Annotated in this window: 17 protein-coding genes; 4 read left to right on the plus strand and 13 right to left on the minus strand. The window is 61.6% G+C overall.

Features of this window, described 5'->3' with window-relative positions; translation table 11 throughout:
* Position 1: 1 nt before the first annotated feature.
* On the minus strand, positions 2-991 hold the full coding sequence (locus tag JF70_RS07560) for a phosphotriesterase family protein (RefSeq protein WP_045935859.1): 990 nt from the start codon (positions 989-991) through the stop codon (positions 2-4).
* Between the two features lie 246 nt (positions 992-1,237).
* Between JF70_RS07560 and JF70_RS07565 the strand changes: the two genes are divergently transcribed.
* Positions 1,238-2,278 carry a sugar-binding transcriptional regulator gene (locus tag JF70_RS07565; RefSeq protein WP_045935860.1) on the plus strand — a complete coding sequence of 347 codons (1,041 nt, stop codon included), beginning with the start codon at positions 1,238-1,240 and terminating at the stop codon, positions 2,276-2,278.
* A gap of 111 nt (positions 2,279-2,389) precedes the next feature.
* Here the strand turns inward: JF70_RS07565 and JF70_RS07570 are convergent, their stop codons facing one another.
* From JF70_RS07570 to JF70_RS07625, 12 genes are all read right to left on the minus strand, one after another.
* Positions 2,390-3,478: an aspartate-semialdehyde dehydrogenase gene (locus JF70_RS07570; RefSeq protein WP_045935861.1), complete on the minus strand. Its 1,089-nt coding sequence runs from the start codon at positions 3,476-3,478 to the stop codon at positions 2,390-2,392.
* A 17-nt stretch (positions 3,479-3,495) separates the two neighbouring features.
* Positions 3,496-4,059 carry an ACT domain-containing protein gene (locus JF70_RS07575; protein ID WP_015022547.1) on the minus strand — a complete coding sequence of 188 codons (564 nt, stop codon included), beginning with the start codon at positions 4,057-4,059 and terminating at the stop codon, positions 3,496-3,498.
* Positions 4,056-4,889, minus strand: a complete 834-nt coding sequence (locus JF70_RS07580; protein ID WP_082069459.1) for an aspartate kinase — start codon at positions 4,887-4,889, stop codon at positions 4,056-4,058. The genes JF70_RS07575 and JF70_RS07580 overlap by 4 nt, the downstream gene beginning before the upstream one ends.
* Positions 4,890-5,017: 128 nt before the next feature.
* On the minus strand, positions 5,018-5,620 hold the full coding sequence (recR, locus tag JF70_RS07585) for a recombination mediator RecR (protein ID WP_015022549.1): 603 nt from the start codon (positions 5,618-5,620) through the stop codon (positions 5,018-5,020).
* Entirely contained in the window at positions 5,620-8,568 is a 2,949-nt protein-coding gene (dnaX, locus tag JF70_RS07590; RefSeq protein ID WP_045935862.1) for a DNA polymerase III subunit gamma/tau, read from the minus strand. Before dnaX ends, recR begins: the two co-directional genes overlap by 1 nt.
* 70 nt (positions 8,569-8,638) lie before the next feature.
* Positions 8,639-9,034 carry an Rv3654c family TadE-like protein gene (locus JF70_RS07595; protein WP_045935863.1) on the minus strand — a complete coding sequence of 132 codons (396 nt, stop codon included), beginning with the start codon at positions 9,032-9,034 and terminating at the stop codon, positions 8,639-8,641.
* Positions 9,035-9,037: 3 nt separating this feature from the next.
* Positions 9,038-9,355, minus strand: coding sequence for a TadE family protein (locus tag JF70_RS07600; protein WP_052690793.1), 318 nt, complete (start codon positions 9,353-9,355; stop codon positions 9,038-9,040).
* Positions 9,356-9,401: 46 nt separating this feature from the next.
* A complete protein-coding gene (locus JF70_RS09215; protein ID WP_052690794.1) occupies positions 9,402-9,782 on the minus strand; it encodes a DUF4244 domain-containing protein in 381 nt (126 codons plus the stop codon).
* Between the two features lie 187 nt (positions 9,783-9,969).
* Positions 9,970-10,512: a hypothetical protein gene (locus JF70_RS07610; RefSeq protein ID WP_052690795.1), complete on the minus strand. Its 543-nt coding sequence runs from the start codon at positions 10,510-10,512 to the stop codon at positions 9,970-9,972.
* Positions 10,503-11,063, minus strand: a complete 561-nt coding sequence (locus JF70_RS07615; RefSeq protein WP_052690796.1) for a hypothetical protein — start codon at positions 11,061-11,063, stop codon at positions 10,503-10,505. The genes JF70_RS07610 and JF70_RS07615 overlap by 10 nt, the downstream gene beginning before the upstream one ends.
* A gap of 114 nt (positions 11,064-11,177) precedes the next feature.
* Complete coding sequence (locus JF70_RS07620; RefSeq protein WP_052690797.1) at positions 11,178-12,266, minus strand: TadA family conjugal transfer-associated ATPase; 1,089 nt, start codon at positions 12,264-12,266, stop codon at positions 11,178-11,180.
* The gene (locus JF70_RS07625; protein WP_156149644.1) at positions 12,263-13,021 is read right to left on the minus strand and encodes a CpaE-like family protein; all 759 of its coding nucleotides are present in this window, start codon (positions 13,019-13,021) and stop codon (positions 12,263-12,265) included. The genes JF70_RS07620 and JF70_RS07625 overlap by 4 nt, the downstream gene beginning before the upstream one ends.
* A gap of 794 nt (positions 13,022-13,815) precedes the next feature.
* On the opposite strand from JF70_RS07625, the gene JF70_RS07630 reads away from it, so the two are divergent.
* The 3 genes from JF70_RS07630 to JF70_RS07640 all read left to right on the plus strand — a co-directional run bounded on the left by JF70_RS07630 (position 13,816) and on the right by JF70_RS07640 (position 17,912).
* The gene (locus tag JF70_RS07630) at positions 13,816-16,062 is read left to right on the plus strand and encodes an RNA degradosome polyphosphate kinase (protein WP_045935866.1); all 2,247 of its coding nucleotides are present in this window, start codon (positions 13,816-13,818) and stop codon (positions 16,060-16,062) included.
* Between the two features lie 61 nt (positions 16,063-16,123).
* Entirely contained in the window at positions 16,124-17,203 is a 1,080-nt protein-coding gene (locus JF70_RS07635) for an NUDIX hydrolase (protein ID WP_045935867.1), read from the plus strand.
* Positions 17,204-17,216: 13 nt separating this feature from the next.
* Entirely contained in the window at positions 17,217-17,912 is a 696-nt protein-coding gene (locus tag JF70_RS07640; protein WP_045936230.1) for a thymidine phosphorylase, read from the plus strand.
* The last annotated feature ends 183 nt before the right edge of the window (positions 17,913-18,095 follow it).

Consider the following 18,095-nt stretch of genomic DNA (forward strand, 5'->3'; position numbering starts at 1 on the left):
ATCAGGCCTCCTTACGGAAGGAGAAGAAGTTGTGGGCATTGCGGATGAGCAGCTTGTCCACGTAGTCGGGATCAAAGCCTTCGGCAATCATTCGGGGGCCGTCCACTGCCGGGTTGTAGTCCACGCCACTCACAGAGCCGTAGACCTTCTGGTAGGAGCGCTTGCCGGAGTCCGTGCCCAGGAGGATCCGGTCCTCATAGCCGTCTTTCTTGAATGCCTTGAGCTCCATCATCCTGTTGGAATCTGGCTGATACTTGATCCTGTTGGTTCCGTCGATCTCCAGATAGACGCCCAGATCCAGGATCTCCTCCAGGTAGTAGACATCAGCGTTGCGCTGGATGTGGCCGATGGCGATCTGATCGGCGGGGACCCCCAGTCCGATCAGGGTCTGGGCCTGTTCCAGGCCACAGGTTCCATAAGTGGTATGCGTGTTGATGGGCGCGCCGGTCTCGATGGCCGCCTTGGCGGCAGCCTCCATGCACTTGTGTTCGAAGGGCGTGATCTCTCCGTAAGCAGTGCCGATCTTGATGACGCCTGCCTTGTAGGGGCTGCGATCCACCAGAGGACCGGTGTAGTCGTTGCGGTCGATACCCTCGCGGATATCGGCGATGACCAGGTCGGCGATCTGATCGACACTGTAGCGGTTGATCCAGTGGGACTGGGTCTCCAGGTAGACATGCTCACGATGGAAGCCGGTGGCTCCGATGATCTGCAGGTTCTCCACCGAGCGGGCCACCTCGGCCAGCTTCTCGATGTCACGGCCGCAGTTGATGGGGCACATATCGACCACGGTGCCGCCCTGCTTGCTCCAGTTCAGCGAGGCCTTGGCGAAATAGCCGGCCTCGGTCTCCGCCTTCTCGACCGAATCCAGTTGATGGTCCTTGTCCAGGTAGACCTCACCGGCCCCCACCCGGATCAGATGGTCGTGGCTGTTGACTACGCCAAGCGTGCTCGGGTCGACATCTCCCAGAATGGTTCGTGCGAATGCCATGTGAACTCCTTTGTTGTTTGTGCTCTGCGATTTCGCTGCACCGGTCATCAGGCTTTTCCTTCCGGTGCCCCTGACAGGAAAAAGACTATGTGAGCCATCGGAGAACAACAAGGATATCGATGAACATATGTACTTCAACTGTGGCTTTAATTTTTTATATATTCCATTGTCACCATTAAAAAAGGCATTCTTTAGACCAATCAGAGCAGTTAGACTGTTTGTTACAGATTTTGATAACATGTACATATGTTCAGCGATTTACAGATGATGACCACTTCCGATGCCCGCAAGCGGGTCCAGCTGCTTCTTCGCGTAGCCCGCATGTATTACCAGGATCACATGCTGCAGTCCCAGATCGCCACGGCGACAGGCTATTCCCGTCCCTCCGTCTCCCGAATGCTGAAAGAGGCCCAAGACAGAGGACTGGTGAAGATCTCCATTGAAGATCCGTTAGAGCGGCTTGAAGACCTGGAGTCCAGGCTGATTCGACAATTCAACCTCCGTTGCGCCCGGGTCTCGGAGCCACCGCAAGGATGCACCGGATATGACGTTGTGCCCCGAAGCGCAGCATCTCTCCTGGTTGAGCAGACCAGGCCCGACTCTTTGATAACCGTCTCCAATGGCAACGCAGTCGCCTACACGGTTCGAGAAGTTCCCCTGCAAAACTGGGCAAAGTCCAAGGTCGTGCAGATGATCGGTTCCCTGTCGCCAACCAATCCCATGACGGATTCCCCCGAGATATGCCGCATGCTGGCCCAACGACTGGGTGGCAGCTATTCCACGCTGCCGGTGCCCATGATCCTTTCCTCGAAACCCGTGGCTGAAGCCATGCGCAAAGAACGCCAGATCGCCGACACCCTGACTCTGGGCGGACATGCCGACGTTGCGGTGGTGGGAGTGGGGTCGGTCAAGGAGGGAAGGTCAGGACACATTTTCAAAGACTACGAGAACGCGGTTTTCATCAAGGAGGTGACCGAGCTCAAGGCTGTGGGACACATCTGCGGGCACCACATCGATGCCCAGGGTCGCCACATCCGAACCAGCCTGTGTGAACGCACTATATCGATTGAATTCGAACGCTTGAAGCGGATCCCTCTGGTCATAGGCGTGGCCTGGGGGCCGCAAAAAGTCGCCAGCATCCTCGCCTGTCTGCGGGCCGGGCTTATCTCTGCACTGGCAACCGACCGCGACACGGCCGAGGGGATACTCGAGCTGGATCAACGGCAGAGGAGCGCAGGCAGAAAAGCCTCACAAGCCTCGAGCCGAGCAGAGGCCAAGCAGGGCTGACCCTGCATGAAAGCCATCGGGCAGACGGGGCCTGGCAGAGCCGATCAGTGCATGCCCCAGGGGCAACACAGGATGCCTGAGCCATGCCACACAATCAGTCCAGATGCACGATCATATCCTGTCGGCGAAGTGTTTGCGGGCGATCAGCTCGGCAATCTGCACGGCGTTGAGGGCGGCTCCCTTGCGCAGGTTGTCATTGGCCACGAACATGGACAATCCCCTCTTACCGTCCACGGCCTGGTCCTGGCGGATGCGGCCCACGAAGCTGGGGTCCTTGCCGGCTGCGTCCAGAGGAGTGGGTACTTCCGCCAGACTCACTCCGGGGGCCTTGAACAGCAGGTCGCGGGCCTGGTCGGGGGTGACATCGTGCTCGAACTCAGCATTGATGCTCATGCCATGGGCTGTGAAGACCCCCACCCGCACGCAGGTGCAGGAGGCGGCCAGATCGGGCAGGTGCAGGATCTTGCGGCTTTCATTGCGCAGCTTCTGCTCCTCGTCGGTCTCCCCGCTGCCGTCATCGACCAAGTCGCCTATAAAAGGAACGGCGTTGAAGGCGATGGTACGCACCACCTTGGTGGGCGGGGGGAACTCGATGGCCGATCCATCGAAGACCAGCCGGTCAGCGCCCTGCTCCACGGCTGTCTTGGCCTCGTCGCGCAGCTGGAGTACGCCGGCACGACCAGCCCCCGACACAGCCTGATAGGAGGAGACGATCAGGCGGCGCAGACCGTAGGCCTTGGCCAGGGGGCTCAGCACCGGCATGCAGGCCATGGTGGTGCAATTGGGATTGGCTACAATCCGCCGGGGAATAAGATCCAGGTCCTCGGGGTTGACCTCGGACACCACCAGGGGGACCTGGGGATCCATCCGCCAATGGGAGGAGTTGTCGACCACGTAGGCTCCGGCCTCAGCGAAACGAGGAGCCCAGGTTCCTGAGGTCGAACCGCCGGCAGAGAAGATGGCCAGATCAATCCCGCTCAGGTCGGCCTGCTCCACATCCTCGACCGTGATGGTCCTGTCACGCCAGCGCAGCTGCTCTCCGGCAGACCGGGAGGAGGCCATGAATCGCAGGTCGGCCACGGGGAAGTCCCGTTCGTCCAGCATGCGGCGCATGACCATGCCTACCTGGCCAGTGGCGCCCAGAACGGCAACATTGATGCCTCGGCGACCGTTGTTCGCCAAATCAGCCTTATCAGTCATTGCTCTCTCCTCTCCGCTCAGCGACCCGTGCCGCCATAAACGACCGCCTCGACCTGATCGGCATCCAGATGGAAAGCCGTATGGATGGCCCGTACCGCCTCGTCCAGGTCCTGGATGGGCACCAAGGCGGAGATGCGGATCTCGGAGGTCGAAATCATGAGCACGTTGATATGCCGGTCGCTCAAGGCCCGGAAGAAGGTGGCGGTGATGCCCGAATGGGTCTTCATGCCCACCCCCACCAGGGTCACCTTGCCCACCTCTGGATTGATGTCGACCGATCGGAACCCCAGTTGCTCACGGGAGTCATCCAGCATGGGGACCACCTGATCAGCCTGAGCGGACGGCAGCGTGAAAGAGATGTCCACGGTTCCGGTGGCCGCACCAGCCTGGACGATCATGTCAATGTTGATGCCGCCCTCGGCAAGGATGGTGAAGAGCTGTGCGGCCACGCCGGGTCGGTCGGGCACAGCCCGCAGGCTGACCTGGGTCTCGCTGCGGTCGTGGGCAACCCCTGAGATGATAGGTGACTCGGGGCCGTTCAGGTCCGGGAACAAGTCACCCATGGATTCGCCGTTGGTCATGACCTTCCTTCCGTCATATCCCGTTGCCTGTCGGTGTGTGCAGCGGGGCGATCCGGCAACTGGCCGGTCTCCAGATTGGGAATCTTGTCGACATCGACATCGTCAGGCATGATCAGTGTGCCTGGACGATGGGAAAAGGAGCTGCGCACATGGATGGGCATACGGAAGCGCTGGGCATACTCCACGCAGCGCAGAGCCAGCACCTTGGATCCGCCGGCCGCCATCTCCAGCATCTCCTCGTATGAGATGCGAGCGATTCTTCTGGCGGTGGGCACAATGCGCGGGTCGGCGGTAAAGACGCCATCCACATCGGTATAGATCTCGCAGACATCCGCATTGAGCGCCACAGCCAGAGCCACAGCCGAGGTGTCCGAGCCACCGCGGCCCAAGGTGGTTGCATCGCCGTCGGCGTTGACCCCTTGGAAGCCTGCCACAATCCCCACTTCGCCTCGGTCCAGGGCCTTCATGACCCGCTGGGGGTGGACATGGCGGATGTGGGCTGCGCCGTAACGTGCATCAGTCATGAACCCCGCCTGCGAACCGGTGAAGGAATGGGCATGCTCGCCTTGCGCATGGATGCTCATGGCCAGCAGGCTCATGGAGATACGTTCCCCCGCCGTCATAAGCATGTCCATCTCGCGGGCCGGAGGATTGGAATCCACATCCATGGCCTGATCGATCAGATCGTCAGTGGTGTCCCCCATGGCGGAAACCACCACTGCGATGTCATTGCCAGCGCGCTTGGTATCAATGATGCGCTTGGCCACACGCTTGATGGAGTCCGAGTCCGCCACTGAGGACCCGCCATATTTCTGAACGATAAGTGCCACTGCTGTTCCATCCCGCGACGGTTAGGCCACTAGACCATCATCTGCAACATGTTGATTATATGGATTATACGAACGACACCGTTTTATCAGACCCTCTCCACCAACATGCGAAACAATGACTGCAGGCCTTACAGATCGCGACGGCCGGAAATCGCCCGGCCAAGGGTGATCTCGTCAGCATATTCCAGATCACTGCCGACAGGCAGACCGCTGGCCAGCCTGGTGACCCGTAGATCCAACGGACCCAGCAGCCGTCCCAGGTAGGTGGTGGTGGCCTCGCCCTCGATGTTGGGATCAAGGGCCAGCATGACCTCCTTGACCTGATCGGTGCCCAACCGCTTCAAGAGCTCGGGAATGCGCAGATCGCCGGGGCCGACATTGGACATAGGGTCGATCGCCCCGCCCAACACATGATAAAGACCCCGGTATTCTCCGGTACGCTCGATGCTCATGACGTCCTTGGGCTCCTCGACTACGCAGATAATGCTGCGGTCACGCCGCGGATCCTGACAGATAGGGCATGGGCTGGTCTCGCAAACATTGCCGCAGATCTCGCAAAACCGGACTTTCTCCTTGGCCGCGACGATGGCATCGGCCAGATCCTGAGCGCTGCGCCGATCGGCACCCAGAATGTAGAAGGCGATGCGCTGTGCGCCCTTGGGACCAATGCCCGGCAGCTGGGCAAAGGCATCAATCAGCTCTTGAATGGCCCCATCATAGGTAGCGGCCATCATTCACCTCCCTGTCGCTGCGCCTGTTCCTGCCGGCGCTTTTGGACGTTGATCGGATTCTGGGGATCGTCAGCAGCAAAATCCTCCACCTTGGTCACGTCGAACATTTTGGTCAGTTCATCCTGGTTCATGGCATTGTCCGCCCCGAGTCTGGCATCGTCCATGGAATAGACATCGTCCTCGGGATCCACGGACGGCCTTGAGGCCTGGGAGGAGACTGCGGCAGACGATGCTCCATCCTGATCGGGACCGCTCGGGGCCGAACTAGCGAAGCCTGCTGGCATTCCCCTGCCTTCAGCTCCAGAGACCTTTGCCGTTGTCTGGGGGCCATCCAAGCCATCGGCGGCAGCCGAACCACGATCGTCACCCTGCGCGTCCGACGAGATTGATACGCCGGTCGCCATGGCACCTTCCTCAGAAACCGATCCGGTCCCCGATGTCGGAGCCGAGGCTGCACCCGAGACGCTTCCCTGCCCGGACGAATCAGCCGACTTCGAAACCGCAAACCCCTGATCCGAAGCTTCATGGCCCTGACTGTCGGAGGACTCTGCAAAGGCTGCGGCGTTGGTCCCGGAACCGGGCACGGCCCAAGGATCCGTGTCATCGCTCATGTCCGGCAGAGCTACCTTTTTGGACTCATGGTCTTTCCACCCATCGGATCCGTCGTTGCCCTCACCGGGCTGCCAAGTCTTTTGCGGCGCATGAGTCGCTGGCATGGGGTGGGCCCAGGGATCATCGTCAGGCAACACCGTAGAAGCCGTTGAGCCAAAGCCTGCCGCAGGCAACGGTTCCGGAGACGATTGGACCGGACCGCCGACCGGGTGGTGGGCGTCGTCGGAGTTCCCGTCGCCTGCAGCTTCCCCAGGGGTGGACCTTCCCTCCGGCGCTGATGCCGATGTTCCGGTCTCACCCTGATGACCAGCCGAGGCCGTCATCTCCCTAGGGGCATGCCCCTGCTCTGTGGCTGCATGAGGCATGACCGCCGCTCCAAGGTTCATGGTGGCCAAGCCGGCCCGCGCCAGAGCCACCTCCTTCTTGACCTCTGCCCGACGCTGCGGAGACATCCTGTTGACGGACTCCACCGTCTCGCCGTTGGCAGCCGTCCCTGACGGGGCGATCATAGTGGCCTGTCCAAACTCCTGGCGAGCGCGGACCATGACGATACGCGGCACCTTGGTCTCCCCGTCAACCGACTGCGCAGCCACGGCCATGGCGAAGGCATGCTGGCTGAGTGGACGGTCGAAGGTCATAGACAGTCGCTTGCGACCGGAGGGGTCTGCTTGCATGGCTACGGTAGGCACCCGGTCCCGCACCACATACTGGCGTACCTCATCGGGTAGGGCAGCCACCAGGGCATCCCAGCGCTTATCCAGTTCCGTACTGGTCGGCACCTCGTTTGTCTGCCCTGGCGTAGCCTCCTGTTGGACTGACCGAGGCTGTTCAACAGATCGGGCGGGCCGGACAGGATTGGGTGATCCGGCCTGCCCCGCCGGCCGTCGAATCGCCGAGGAGGGGGCTTCCTTGCGCTCGGATTGGGCAGACCCTGAGCCGGAATGGGTGGGCCGTCCTTCGCCCTCTTGCTGTCCTTGAGCAGAGGAATCGGAATGGGAACCGGCCATGTTCTGCGGCCCGGCAAGGGTCGTGGGTGCTGCAGCAGACGGTGAGCCTGCCCTGTCAGGCTGTTCGGGGCGTTCAGCCCCGTCAGTACGACCAGATTGGGATGCTCTGGACGGCCGACCATTCTGCTGAGACCTGCTGGAGCCAATGAACCCGCCGCGGGCGGGCGACGGGGCTGCACCAGCGCTGGAAGCTGCCACTTCGGCCGGTGCCTGCTCCATAGGTTCGCAGCCAATTGCCAGCAGCCTGGCGGCCAGCAGCTCCAAGCGCATCCTGGGCGAGGTGGCCCCGTTCATTCCCGCCAGCGCATCATTGATGATGTCGGCCATTCTGGTCAGGACCTGCAGATCCAAAGCATTCGCCTGACGATGCAGATCGGCCACCTGGTCGTCGTCAGCATCCTCGCTAAGCACGCTTTCAGCCCGTTCTCCAGCCAGTTTGAGAACCAGCAGGTCGCGGACATGGGCCAGCAGATCCTCAACGAAGCGCTGGGGTTCGAACCCGCCGACGACCACCTTTTGAATGACCCCGTAGAGGCCAGCTCCATCGTGGGCGATCAGTGCATCCACAGCTTCGCCGATGAGTGCGGCAGGAGTGAACCCCAGCAAAGCAACCGCAGCATCATAGGTGATGGTGTGCTCGTCAGCGCCTACCATGAGCTGATCCAGCACGGAAAGGGTGTCTCGCACCGATCCGCCTCCGGCCCGCATGGCCAGCTTGAGTACACCGGGCTCGGCCTTAATGCCCTCCTTATCGCAAATGCCCTCCAAGTAAGGCCCCATGACTTCCTGAGGCACCAGACGGAAGGGGTAATGGTGGGTACGGGAGCGGATGGTGCCGATCACCTTCTCCGGCTCTGTGGTGGCGAAGATGAACATGACGTGTTCCGGCGGCTCCTCCACGATCTTCAGCAGGGCATTGAAACCTTGCTGGGTGACCATATGAGCCTCGTCCAGAATGAAGATCTTGTAGCGGTCACGCACAGGGGCGAAGCCTGCTCGCTCCCTGAGTTCCCTTGCATCGTCAACGCCATTGTGGCTGGCGGCGTCAATCTCCACCACATCGATGGAACCAGGGCCTCCTGTGGCCAGATCCCTGCAGCTGTCGCATTCGCCGCAGGGATGGCTGGTCGGCCCCTTGGCGCAGTTGACGCAGCGGGCAAAAATCCTGGCACTGCTGGTCTTGCCACATCCCCTGGGACCGGAGAAGAGGTAGGCATGGGTCAGCCGGTTCTCATCCAGAGCTCGGGTAAGGGGCACCGTGACCTGCTTCTGACCGATGATTCCGTCAAAAGTGTCAGGCCGATACCGCCGATAGAGTGCTAGTGCCATGGTTCAAGGCTATCCATTTCTTTAGACACGTTCACTTTCCTTCCTAGGGCTTTCGCCCCGCTTCCTCCTCTCATCCGCAGGGCTCTGGGCCTGCCCGGGCAGACTGGATCAGACGGGGTATCATCGGGACTCCGGTGTCTACGCTCACCGAGACCCTCACATCGCCGCCATCCACCTGACAGTCCGTCATGACCCCACGGTTGAGATGGGCGACCCGGGAAGCCAGAGTACAGGGCTTCGTCTGTCCTTCATCCAGGGCAGAAGCTGCAGCCAGAGCCGAAACATCGGCGCCGGTGCGTGCACGCGTCCGACAGATCATGAGATTGCCCAGCAGCGCCGCCAGAACCAGACCCAGGCCAACCAGAGCCATCAGCATGATGCCCAGAACCGTGCCGGAGCCCGGATCCGAACCCCTAATCCATGAACCAGCACGCTCGACGCGCGTCTTTCTGGCATGTTCGGGCATGACTCATTCCTCCAATATGGCTACGGCGTCGCCATGGACCTGTGCAGGCAGCACGCCCATGGGGCCGGAAACCACTGGGCATGACACCCTGACTGCCGTCTGTCCGGCTGATGGACTCAACCTCACCTGGGCATGTGGCCCGGCCATCCTGTTCACCAGCTCCTGGGAATCGCCCTTGCCCTGAGTGACGATCAGGTCTCTGGCAGCCGCGTTGGCCGCATCCTGACAGACCATGCCGACCCTGATTGTCTGGGTCAGCGTCAGCAGTATGAGAGCCAGAACCATGACAGCGGGAAGAACGATGGCGAACTCGGCTGTCACCGTACCGTTATCGGATCGCCACCGTCGTCTCCGCTCGGACCGTCTTTCAGCCGACGGCACTGAGTGCCTTCTTCACCAGTCCCATCAGCAAAGTGCGTGTGGAAGAGGATTTGACGATGGCCAGCAGTACACCGGCCAGCGTGGCGGCCACCACCATGATCACGGCATATTCAGCAGTGATAGCCCCCGATTCAGGCCTGGCCAGCACCACGCTCAGCCGCGCATACAGGGCGCGCACTCCAGAATCCATAGACTGGCTGATGCGAACGTACAAAGCCGTCATGTACCGGTCGGAACGCTGCCTTATTCTTTGCAGCCACCTTGATCCGGCACCTGCAGCAGGCCATGTCGCAGCCGGCACCAACTGACCTCCTGCCTGCCTGTTCTGCAGATGGAAGACCGTCGCAACCTCCTGTGAATATGTCATCGTTCTCACCTTTGCCTTTCCTTGTCTTCCCCGCCCCGGCGAATGGCCGTTCCTCAGGGAATCGGCATCCGGTACCTTTCACTGTGCCCGTTCCTGTCCGCTTCGGTCGACTTGTCAGATACATGTGGACGAGCGGAGCTTTGACCGCCAGCCTGTGGACAACTGTGCCCGCAAGAGCTCCATACCCTCAGGACATCCCACCCGCAAAAGCCGCAATACAGGGAATGACTCCGATCAGCACGAAGGCCGGCAGAATGCACAGCCCTGTCGGCACCAGAAGCCTGACGGTGATCGTCGCCGTGGCCCGGGCCAGCACGCTGCGGGCACGGTGATCCAGCTGGCGCATGGTCGTCTCGATACGTGTTAGAGGCGATGATCCCAAACGCCAGGAGGGCTCCAGACAGTCAGCCAGGACCTGCATGGACCGCCCGTAATCAGGATCGCCAATCGCTCCTGACCAGGACAGATCCCACCCGTTGCCATCTGCGAGCAGGTGAGCCACGCGAACCATTCGAAACCCATAAGGTCCTGGCAGCAGACTGCCAACCACACCCTGGGCCCTGGGCAGGGAGGCCCCTTGACGAACAGCGACTCCCAGCAAGGCCAGCACCAGGCTCAAGGGCGGCGGGGAGACCTGCTCATGGGCTAATCGGTCACCCGAACCGTCGGACTCTATGAGCAGGAGGGCCAGCATGCTCGACAGAGCGGCAATCAGCGGTTTCAGATCCATAGATCCCCCCTGTCCAGATCATTCATCAGCAGATGCATCCAAACCAGACCAAGAACATAGAAGGCCGCACCAAGGATCAGGCAGATGGTTCCCGGGCCTGGGCGACATAGGAAGGCCAGTGGTCGCGCACCCATAAACTCTCCCATGATGATTGTCAACGCTGGCAGGGTCGACAGGAGACGAATCGTGGCCTTGGGCACAGCAAAGGCTTTCTCCCGGGCCTCATCCAGTGCCGTCCGCCGCCTCTGCATGGCTGCCACGGTCCGCAGCCCATCCGAAGCCCGGCAACCCAGGATGGCGCTGAGCCCATAGCAGGCCATCAGAGCCTGGGCCATAATCGTCAGAGTCGGCCCCCGTTCCTGGGGCAGGCATCGGTTCTCCAACATGGCCATGACACGTTCCGGCGTGACCTCCCGGGTGGCGAACCGCCGCCCGGATGCCTCCTCGAAAGCCTCTACCAGACCGGCCCCGTTGTCGACATAGGCGAGCAGGGAAGTGATCAGCACCGCGAGACCGGGCCGATCTGACTGTGTGGGGGGCCTGATTGACATGGCCTTCAGTCTTGCGGCTGCGCAGCCTCTATGCGGAAGCAGAGCCAGACAGGCAAAAGTCGTCATCATCGCAGCCAACCAGGCTGCAGTCTCGTCATTCATGATCCACCTCGGCTACGGAGTGCTCGTCGAGTCGCTGGTCACAATGCCCCACCGCCTTGCAAACTTCGACCAGGCCGTTCCGTAAGTAGCGGTCCCTCGGCCCGTCCAGGTACAGACGGCCTCCCCGATAAGCCGACCGTCGGCGGCAGTTGTCAGTCGGCCAATCTGAGCGATATGTCTATGGCCGCCGGAACGTTCCAGATGGATGACAACGTCAAACGCCCCTTGGGCCAGAGCCGCCAGCGCCTTCGGCTGCAGCCCCGCGAGCAACCCCAGGGTTGCCAGTCTCGCGGGAACGCGTTCCACGTTGTCGGCATGCAGAGTCGCCATGCCACCCCGATGACCAGAATTGAAAGCCCGCAGCAGATCAGCTATCTCCTCGCCCCGGCACTCGCCCAGGATGATTCGATCGGGCCGCATGCGCAGTGTGGCCTTGACCAGATCGACAAGCCCCACGCCCCCCGCTCCTTCAACGTTGGACTCTCTGACAGCCAGGGAAACCATATTTCTATGTCCGGCAATACGACCAAGCTCACGGACTTCCTCCACGACGACCAGCCGTTGCTCCTGCGGGCACATGCCCAGCAGAGCCCGCAAGAGTGTGGTCTTGCCGGCACCCGTGCCACCGGTAACCAGAATGCTGGCCCGATTGACCACCAGCGCCCGAAGAATGAAGAGCCAGCTGGCGGGACACAGCCCGGCAGCAGCCAGCTCCTCCAGACTGGGCGGGTGTCTGTTGGGCAGCCTGATGGAAATGGCGGCGCCCTCGGGAACGAGCGGAGCCAGTACAGCGTGGACTCTGATCCCCTCTCTGCTGGAAGCGTCGGCCATGGGACGAGCATCGTCGAGGCGACGCCCTAGCTGAGCGCATAACTGGACAGCAAAGTCCCTCACTGCCCGAGGGCCTGTGAACCCAGGCCGAAGCAGAACCTCCTCCATACCCGAGCCCCGGTCAATCCAGACATCACCCCGACCCGTCACCGCGATGTCAGTCACCGCAGGATCGCTCACCAGCCCATCCAAATAGCCGAAAGTGGGCGGCTGAGCCGATTCGTCATCGGGAAATGAACCTTCAAGGCTTTCCCCACCTCCCCTGCTCATTTGACAGCCTCAGACCGGGTCAATCCGCCAGAAGAGACCCGCTCTTCCTTTCTTTCGCCGACGACGACCATCCCTGCGATTCGCTCCGCCAGGGGTTGAAGGGCCCGGGCGTAAGCACGAGGGACCCGTTCCATGCCACGACCATCCAGAACGGATGCCGACAGCTTCGGCTGTGGCTTGAGGACCACGTCCACCGATCGGCCCAGAAACTCCTCCGCCTGCTCCGGGTCGACGCCATGGCTGACCCGATGCTGGGTGGGCATCATCCCAATCAGAGCCATGGGAGGTCTACAGGAGACCAATGGACTGTCTTGGTCTCGATCACCAGCACCTCTGCGGCCGTTCAGAGCATGGAGAAGCGCCTTCGCCCGCGCAAGGCCCAGCACGGTCATGTCCACCATCAACAACGAAGGAAGTCCCTTCAGCGAGCGTAGATTACCCAGGCCCTGGCCCCGACCGGCATCGATCAGCAGGAGATCAGCAAATCCAGCCACAGCGCTCACGGCTGCGTCCACGTCCCACCAGCCCTGTGGCGGAGCACTCCAGGGATCGTTGCTGAGCAGCGGGATGCCATCCCAGACTGGCAGCTCTTCACGGAGGGCCTGAGGATTCACCCGGCCCAGGGGAGCGCGGATCCGTCCCAGCCGCATTCCAGGCGCCCCCTCGATGCCGACCAGGACATCCATCCCTCCGCCATCCAGGTCCAGATCCACCAGAGCGCATGACAGGGCCATGTCCCGAAGCTGTTTGGCCATCAGGGCCGTCATGGTCGTCAGCCCAATACCCCCCGAGGCTGAGAGAAAGACCAGCCCCGTCACAGCGGACCCATATTCTGCTTCTGAGTCACTCCGTCCGATGCGGGCATATCCGCCCGCCGCCCTCTCTGGCCGGTGTTCCAAAGGCGACCCGACTGCATTAAAAGAGCGAGGAGTCCATTCAGGCCCCCGCCCTTTCATGCGGCCTTTTATCATCGTCGGCGGTCTGTCTATGCTCATTCCAGTCATGGCTACCAGTACATCCGCCTCCTGGCATCAGCACCAGTCCACGGAGCCGATGTGGTCGAACGACCCTATGCTTCCACATTGTTGCGCCCTCTCTGTGCACAAATCCATCAACACCGCGACACGCCTCGAATTGCAGCATTTTTGAGACCATACCCATGAAAGGCCACAGATGCTCACATGGAAGCGACAGATTCCTCCAAAACCAGCGTATTCGACCTGCCTGAATGCACGCAATCGCACAAAAGACCAAGCCGGTAGCCTTCTGCGCTCCAACGGGATGAACATGCTTGTCATCGGCCTCGAACCTGGCATAATAGCTTATACAAGGACGGTTCGAGAGCACGGAAGCCCACAAAGTGTATGGCCACTAGGACCGATACGTTGGACGGGTGTATAAGACTTGACCGTTGCAACGATGATGTTGTGCAGAGATTCCATCTGGACCGACCTTGTGGGAACGGCCTCCTGCGGGGGGCCGTTCCTATTTATCCACAAGCTTTATCAGCGATTGCAGAGGACGGCACCTGCGAATAGAGTGCTATGGTATGGTTCAGAAATTTGACGCACCCTCCAAGGCCTTGCTACGCAGCCAGATCGCGGAGCATATTGCCGAGACCGACGGCCAGGCACGACATGTATCCAGGCACTCGGATCACCCGGTCTCGCCCTTGCCTGAGGACCGCTATTTCGACCGGGAGCTGAGCTGGCTCAAGTTCAACAAACGCGTGCTTGAACTGGCCGAAGACGAGAGCGTGCCACTGTTGGAGCGTGCCAACTTCGCCGCCATCTTCGCCAGCAATCTCGATGAGTTCTTCATGGTCCGCGTGGCGGGTCTGAAGCGTCGCGTAGACACAGGCATCGCTGTGACGGCAGCCAGCGGAATGAGCCCTCGCCAGCAACTGAGGGCCATCTCCGAGCAGGCGCACAAGCTTCAGGACGAGCATGCCCACTATGTCATCGACCACATCCTGCCGGATCTGGCCACCGAAAGCATCATCCTGCTGAGCTGGACACAACTGAGCAGCCAGGAGCAGGAACGGCTCACCAACTTCTTCCGCAACCAGGTCTTTCCGGTGCTGACCCCGCTGGCTGTCGACCCGGCCCATCCCTTCCCCTATATCTCAGGCAACTCCCTGAATCTGGCGGTCCTAGTGGAGAACCCGACCTCGGGCAAGACCCACTTCGCCCGCGTCAAGATTCCCGACAACCTCTCCCGTCTGGTTCCTGTGGACGATCTGACCGATGAGGAGGGTCGGGAGGAGCGCTACGGGTTCATCACCATGGAGAACCTGATTATCGCCCACTTGGAATACCTCTTCCCAGGCATGATCATCAAGGAGGCCCGCTCCTTCCGCGTCACCCGCAACGAAGACATTGATGTGGAGGAGGACGACGCCGAAAACCTGCTCAACGCCATGGAGAAGGAACTGCTGCAGCGGCGGTTCGGACCGCCCATCCGCCTGGAGATTTCCGACTCCGCTTCTCCCTTCCTCTCCCAGCTGCTGGCCAGCAAGCTCCGGGTCAACCAGGAAGAGGTCTATCGGCTTCCAGCCCCCTTGGACTGCACGGTCCTGTTCGAGCTGCAGTCCATCGACCGGGCCGACCTCAAGTTCCGCCCCTTCATTCCCACCACCAACCGACAGATAGCCGAGGTGGAATCCAGCCAGGCCCAGGACATCTTCGCGGCCATCCGTGAGCATGACATCCTCCTTCACCACCCCTATGACTCCTTCTCCACCTCGGTCCAGGCCTTCCTGGAGCAGGCGGCGGCCGATCCGCGAGTGCTGGCCATCAAACAGACCCTCTACCGAACCTCAGGCAACTCGCCCATCATCAATGCCCTGGTGGATGCCGCACACGCCGGCAAGCAGGTCCTGGCCCTGGTCGAGATCAAGGCCCGGTTCGATGAGGAGGCCAACATCGCCTGGGCTCGCCAGCTGGAACGGGCCGGCGTCCATGTGGTCTACGGAATCGTGGGCCTGAAAACCCACTGCAAACTCTCCCTGGTGGTTCGTCAGGAGCAGGACGGCCTGCGTCGTTACTGCCACGTGGGCACCGGCAACTACAACCCCAAGACCGCCCGCCAGTATACCGACCTGGGCCTGCTCACCTGTGACCCCGTGGTGGGACAGGACCTGACACGGCTCTTCAACCAGCTGTCAGGTTATGCGCCCAAGTCCTCCTTCCACCGCCTGCTGGTAGCCCCACGCACGGTTCGCTCCGGGCTTCTGCAGCGGATCGCCCGCGAGGAAGAGACCGCTCTGAACGGCAAGCCTGCCTGGATACGGATCAAGGTCAACTCCCTGGTGGACGAAAAGATCATCGACGCCCTCTATCGCGCCAGCCAGGCCGGGGTCCGCATCGACATCGTGGAGCGTGGCATCTGCGCCCTGAAGCCAGGTGTGCCCGGGCTGAGCGAGAATATTCGAGTCCACTCCATCCTGGGACGGTTCCTGGAGCACAGCCGCATCTTCGCCTTTGCCAACTCCCAGGGCCCCCAGATCGGTGAGGGCCCCCTGGCCGGACCGGAGGTCTGGATAGGTTCTGCCGACCTGATGCACCGCAACCTGGATCGCCGTGTGGAAGCACTGGTCCGCATCACCGCGCCCGAGCAGGTGCAGGGACTGATCGACTACGTGGATCTGCAGATGGCCGACACCACCAGCTCCTGGCACATGCAGCCCGACGGCACCTATGTGCGCCACAGTCGCGATGATCAGGGCCGACCTTTGGTCGACTCGCAGGAGTACCTGATCGACCGTCACGCCCGAACCCCCAGGGCCAGGCGATGATGATGCGCCTCCAGGCCGGCGAGTCTGCTGCCGAGACGGACGATCGGAATGGTATCCGACCATGAGCAGGACGGTCGAGGCAGCCGGAGCTATCCTCTACCGGTGGCGCACTAGCTTCCAGGGATGGATGAAATTCAGCGACGACGGCCGGGCAGCCCCAGGAGCCGACCCACGCTCCGACCTCGATGAGCTGGAGCTCTGCCTGGTCCATCGTCCCAAGTACGACGACTGGAGCTGGCCAAAGGGAAAGCTGGAGAACCGTGAGACCCACATGCGGGCGGCCGTGCGCGAGGTCGGTGAGGAGACAGGCTGTCTTGTCCGCCTGGGGCCATATCTGGGGGATGCCGAATATCCGCTGAACAACGAGGGCCGGCACCGGGGCGGTAAGGGCGGCAGACTCAAACATATCTGCTACTGGATGGCTACACCGACCGACTCGGAACACGCCGCCGGTCAGAGCGCACTGTTGGGACCCATCCACCGGCCTGATTCCAGGGAAGTCGACCAGATCCGATGGGTCGGAGCCTCTGAAGCGCGCAAACTATTGACCCACCCCAGTGACAGAACCATACTGGATGCCTTCGTGGACCGGGTGGAGCAGGGCGGCATCCGGGCTCGTCAGCTGATCATCGTGCGTCACGGCAAGGCAATTGCCCGGAAGGAGTGGACAGGCAAGGACGCGAATCGTCCTCTGACCCCCAGGGGCGCCGGCACCTCCTACGCCCTGGCTCGGGAGCTGGCCTGCTTTGCGCCCGACCGCCTCCTGTCCTCCCCCTGGATCCGCTGTGTGCAGACATTGCGACCCTACGCCGATGAGGTAGATCTGCCCTTGGAGATGGTGGCCTGCCTGACGGAGTCCTCCTACCACCGCCGCCCCGAACAGGCCCACAGCTGGCTGGACAGGCAGATGGCCGACCTGCTGACAGGCAACAGAACGACCATGATCTGCATGCATCGCCCGGTCCTGGGAGGTATCTTTGAAAAGCTGCGCGGGCTGTGCTCCAGCGGATCGCTGTCCAAACGGCTGCCCGATGACTCCCCCTTCATGCCCACCGGCAACGCCGTCGTCCTCAGTCTGACCGGCGACCCCAATCATCCGACCATCATCGACATACAGAAGGTGACTCCCATTGTCTACTGACAGCAACTCCAGAATCGGCTCATCCTCAATCCGCTCCTCCCGCACGGGATTCGTGGCATCCGGCACCGGAGCATCCCGGCCCTCACGCCCAGGCCAGCTGGACCCGGCCATCGCCGATCAGCTCTCCGGAGGCATGGACCCCCAGCAGATCAGCGAAATGAGCCATGTTTCGGCAGCCTCCCTGCTGGACCGGGTCCACCACAGCACCGATCCAGCCATCGTCAAACGGGTTCTGACCCTGGTGGACCGTGAGGGCGTGGATGTCGTGGCCGAGCTCTGGAGTGACAGCGACCCCGACTCTCTGCCGGGCATTCTTTGGCGGCTCTACATGCTTCGCAGCTGGATGCGTAAGGACGCTGATGGAATCAGTCGTCTGTGGCGGCTGGGCGAGCCCACCGACACTGCCGCATCGGCTATAGCCGGGGTGGATCAGGCCCCGGAGGCCGACGACATCATCCGAACCGCCGACTCCATCCTTTCCGGAGCCTTCACCGGCGACTTCGCCATAGCCCTGGAACGGGCCGGAGCCTTCTGCGATGTGATCGCCCGTGGCATCAAGACCACCATCCGGGACGCCCAAAGCCGACAGCTGGACGGTCAGGAAGCTAAGGAGGTCGACGCGGCCCAGCGCACCGTCAACTCCCTCAATCAGACGGCCCGTGACTTCATGCGGGGCGCATCACTCTGGCGGCGGGGACGGCTGGAGTAGAACCCGCCACCCTTTCATGCCGGAAGCGTAAGCGCGCCGTGAGCGCAGATCAGGCCCGGCATGCCCTACAATGGGGACTGCGCCGGACCATGGCTAAGCCCCGGGCTCCGTTTGTTGCCGCTGCGAGCGGCGTTTGCGCCGACAGGCGCTTGCATGGTTCGGCGTTTTCATTTCCATTCCCCA

Source organism: Bifidobacterium mellis (assembly GCF_000967265.1).
Lineage (GTDB): Bacteria > Actinomycetota > Actinomycetes > Actinomycetales > Bifidobacteriaceae > Bombiscardovia > Bombiscardovia mellis.

Bases quoted from the DNA above. Each gene is read 5' to 3' on its own strand.
- JF70_RS09215 (WP_052690794.1), bottom strand. From the start codon at position 9,782: ATGACATATTCACAGGAGGTTGCGACGGTCTTCCATCTGCAGAACAGG.
- JF70_RS07570 (WP_045935861.1), bottom strand. From the start codon at position 3,478: ATGACTGATAAGGCTGATTTGGCGAACAACGGTCGCCGAGGCATCAAT.
- JF70_RS07595 (WP_045935863.1), bottom strand. From the start codon at position 9,034: ATGCCCGAACATGCCAGAAAGACGCGCGTCGAGCGTGCTGGTTCATGG.
- JF70_RS07635 (WP_045935867.1), top strand. From the start codon at position 16,124: ATGAGCAGGACGGTCGAGGCAGCCGGAGCTATCCTCTACCGGTGGCGC.
- JF70_RS07620 (WP_052690797.1), bottom strand. From the start codon at position 12,266: ATGAGCAGGGGAGGTGGGGAAAGCCTTGAAGGTTCATTTCCCGATGAC.
- JF70_RS07575 (WP_015022547.1), bottom strand. From the start codon at position 4,059: ATGACCAACGGCGAATCCATGGGTGACTTGTTCCCGGACCTGAACGGC.
- JF70_RS07615 (WP_052690796.1), bottom strand. From the start codon at position 11,063: ATGTCAATCAGGCCCCCCACACAGTCAGATCGGCCCGGTCTCGCGGTG.
- JF70_RS07625 (WP_156149644.1), bottom strand. From the start codon at position 13,021: ATGGCCAAACAGCTTCGGGACATGGCCCTGTCATGCGCTCTGGTGGAT.
- JF70_RS07565 (WP_045935860.1), top strand. From the start codon at position 1,238: ATGTTCAGCGATTTACAGATGATGACCACTTCCGATGCCCGCAAGCGG.
- JF70_RS07610 (WP_052690795.1), bottom strand. From the start codon at position 10,512: ATGGATCTGAAACCGCTGATTGCCGCTCTGTCGAGCATGCTGGCCCTC.
- JF70_RS07560 (WP_045935859.1), bottom strand. From the start codon at position 991: ATGGCATTCGCACGAACCATTCTGGGAGATGTCGACCCGAGCACGCTT.
- dnaX (WP_045935862.1), bottom strand. From the start codon at position 8,568: ATGGCACTAGCACTCTATCGGCGGTATCGGCCTGACACTTTTGACGGA.
- recR (WP_015022549.1), bottom strand. From the start codon at position 5,620: ATGGCCGCTACCTATGATGGGGCCATTCAAGAGCTGATTGATGCCTTT.
- JF70_RS07630 (WP_045935866.1), top strand. From the start codon at position 13,816: ATGGTTCAGAAATTTGACGCACCCTCCAAGGCCTTGCTACGCAGCCAG.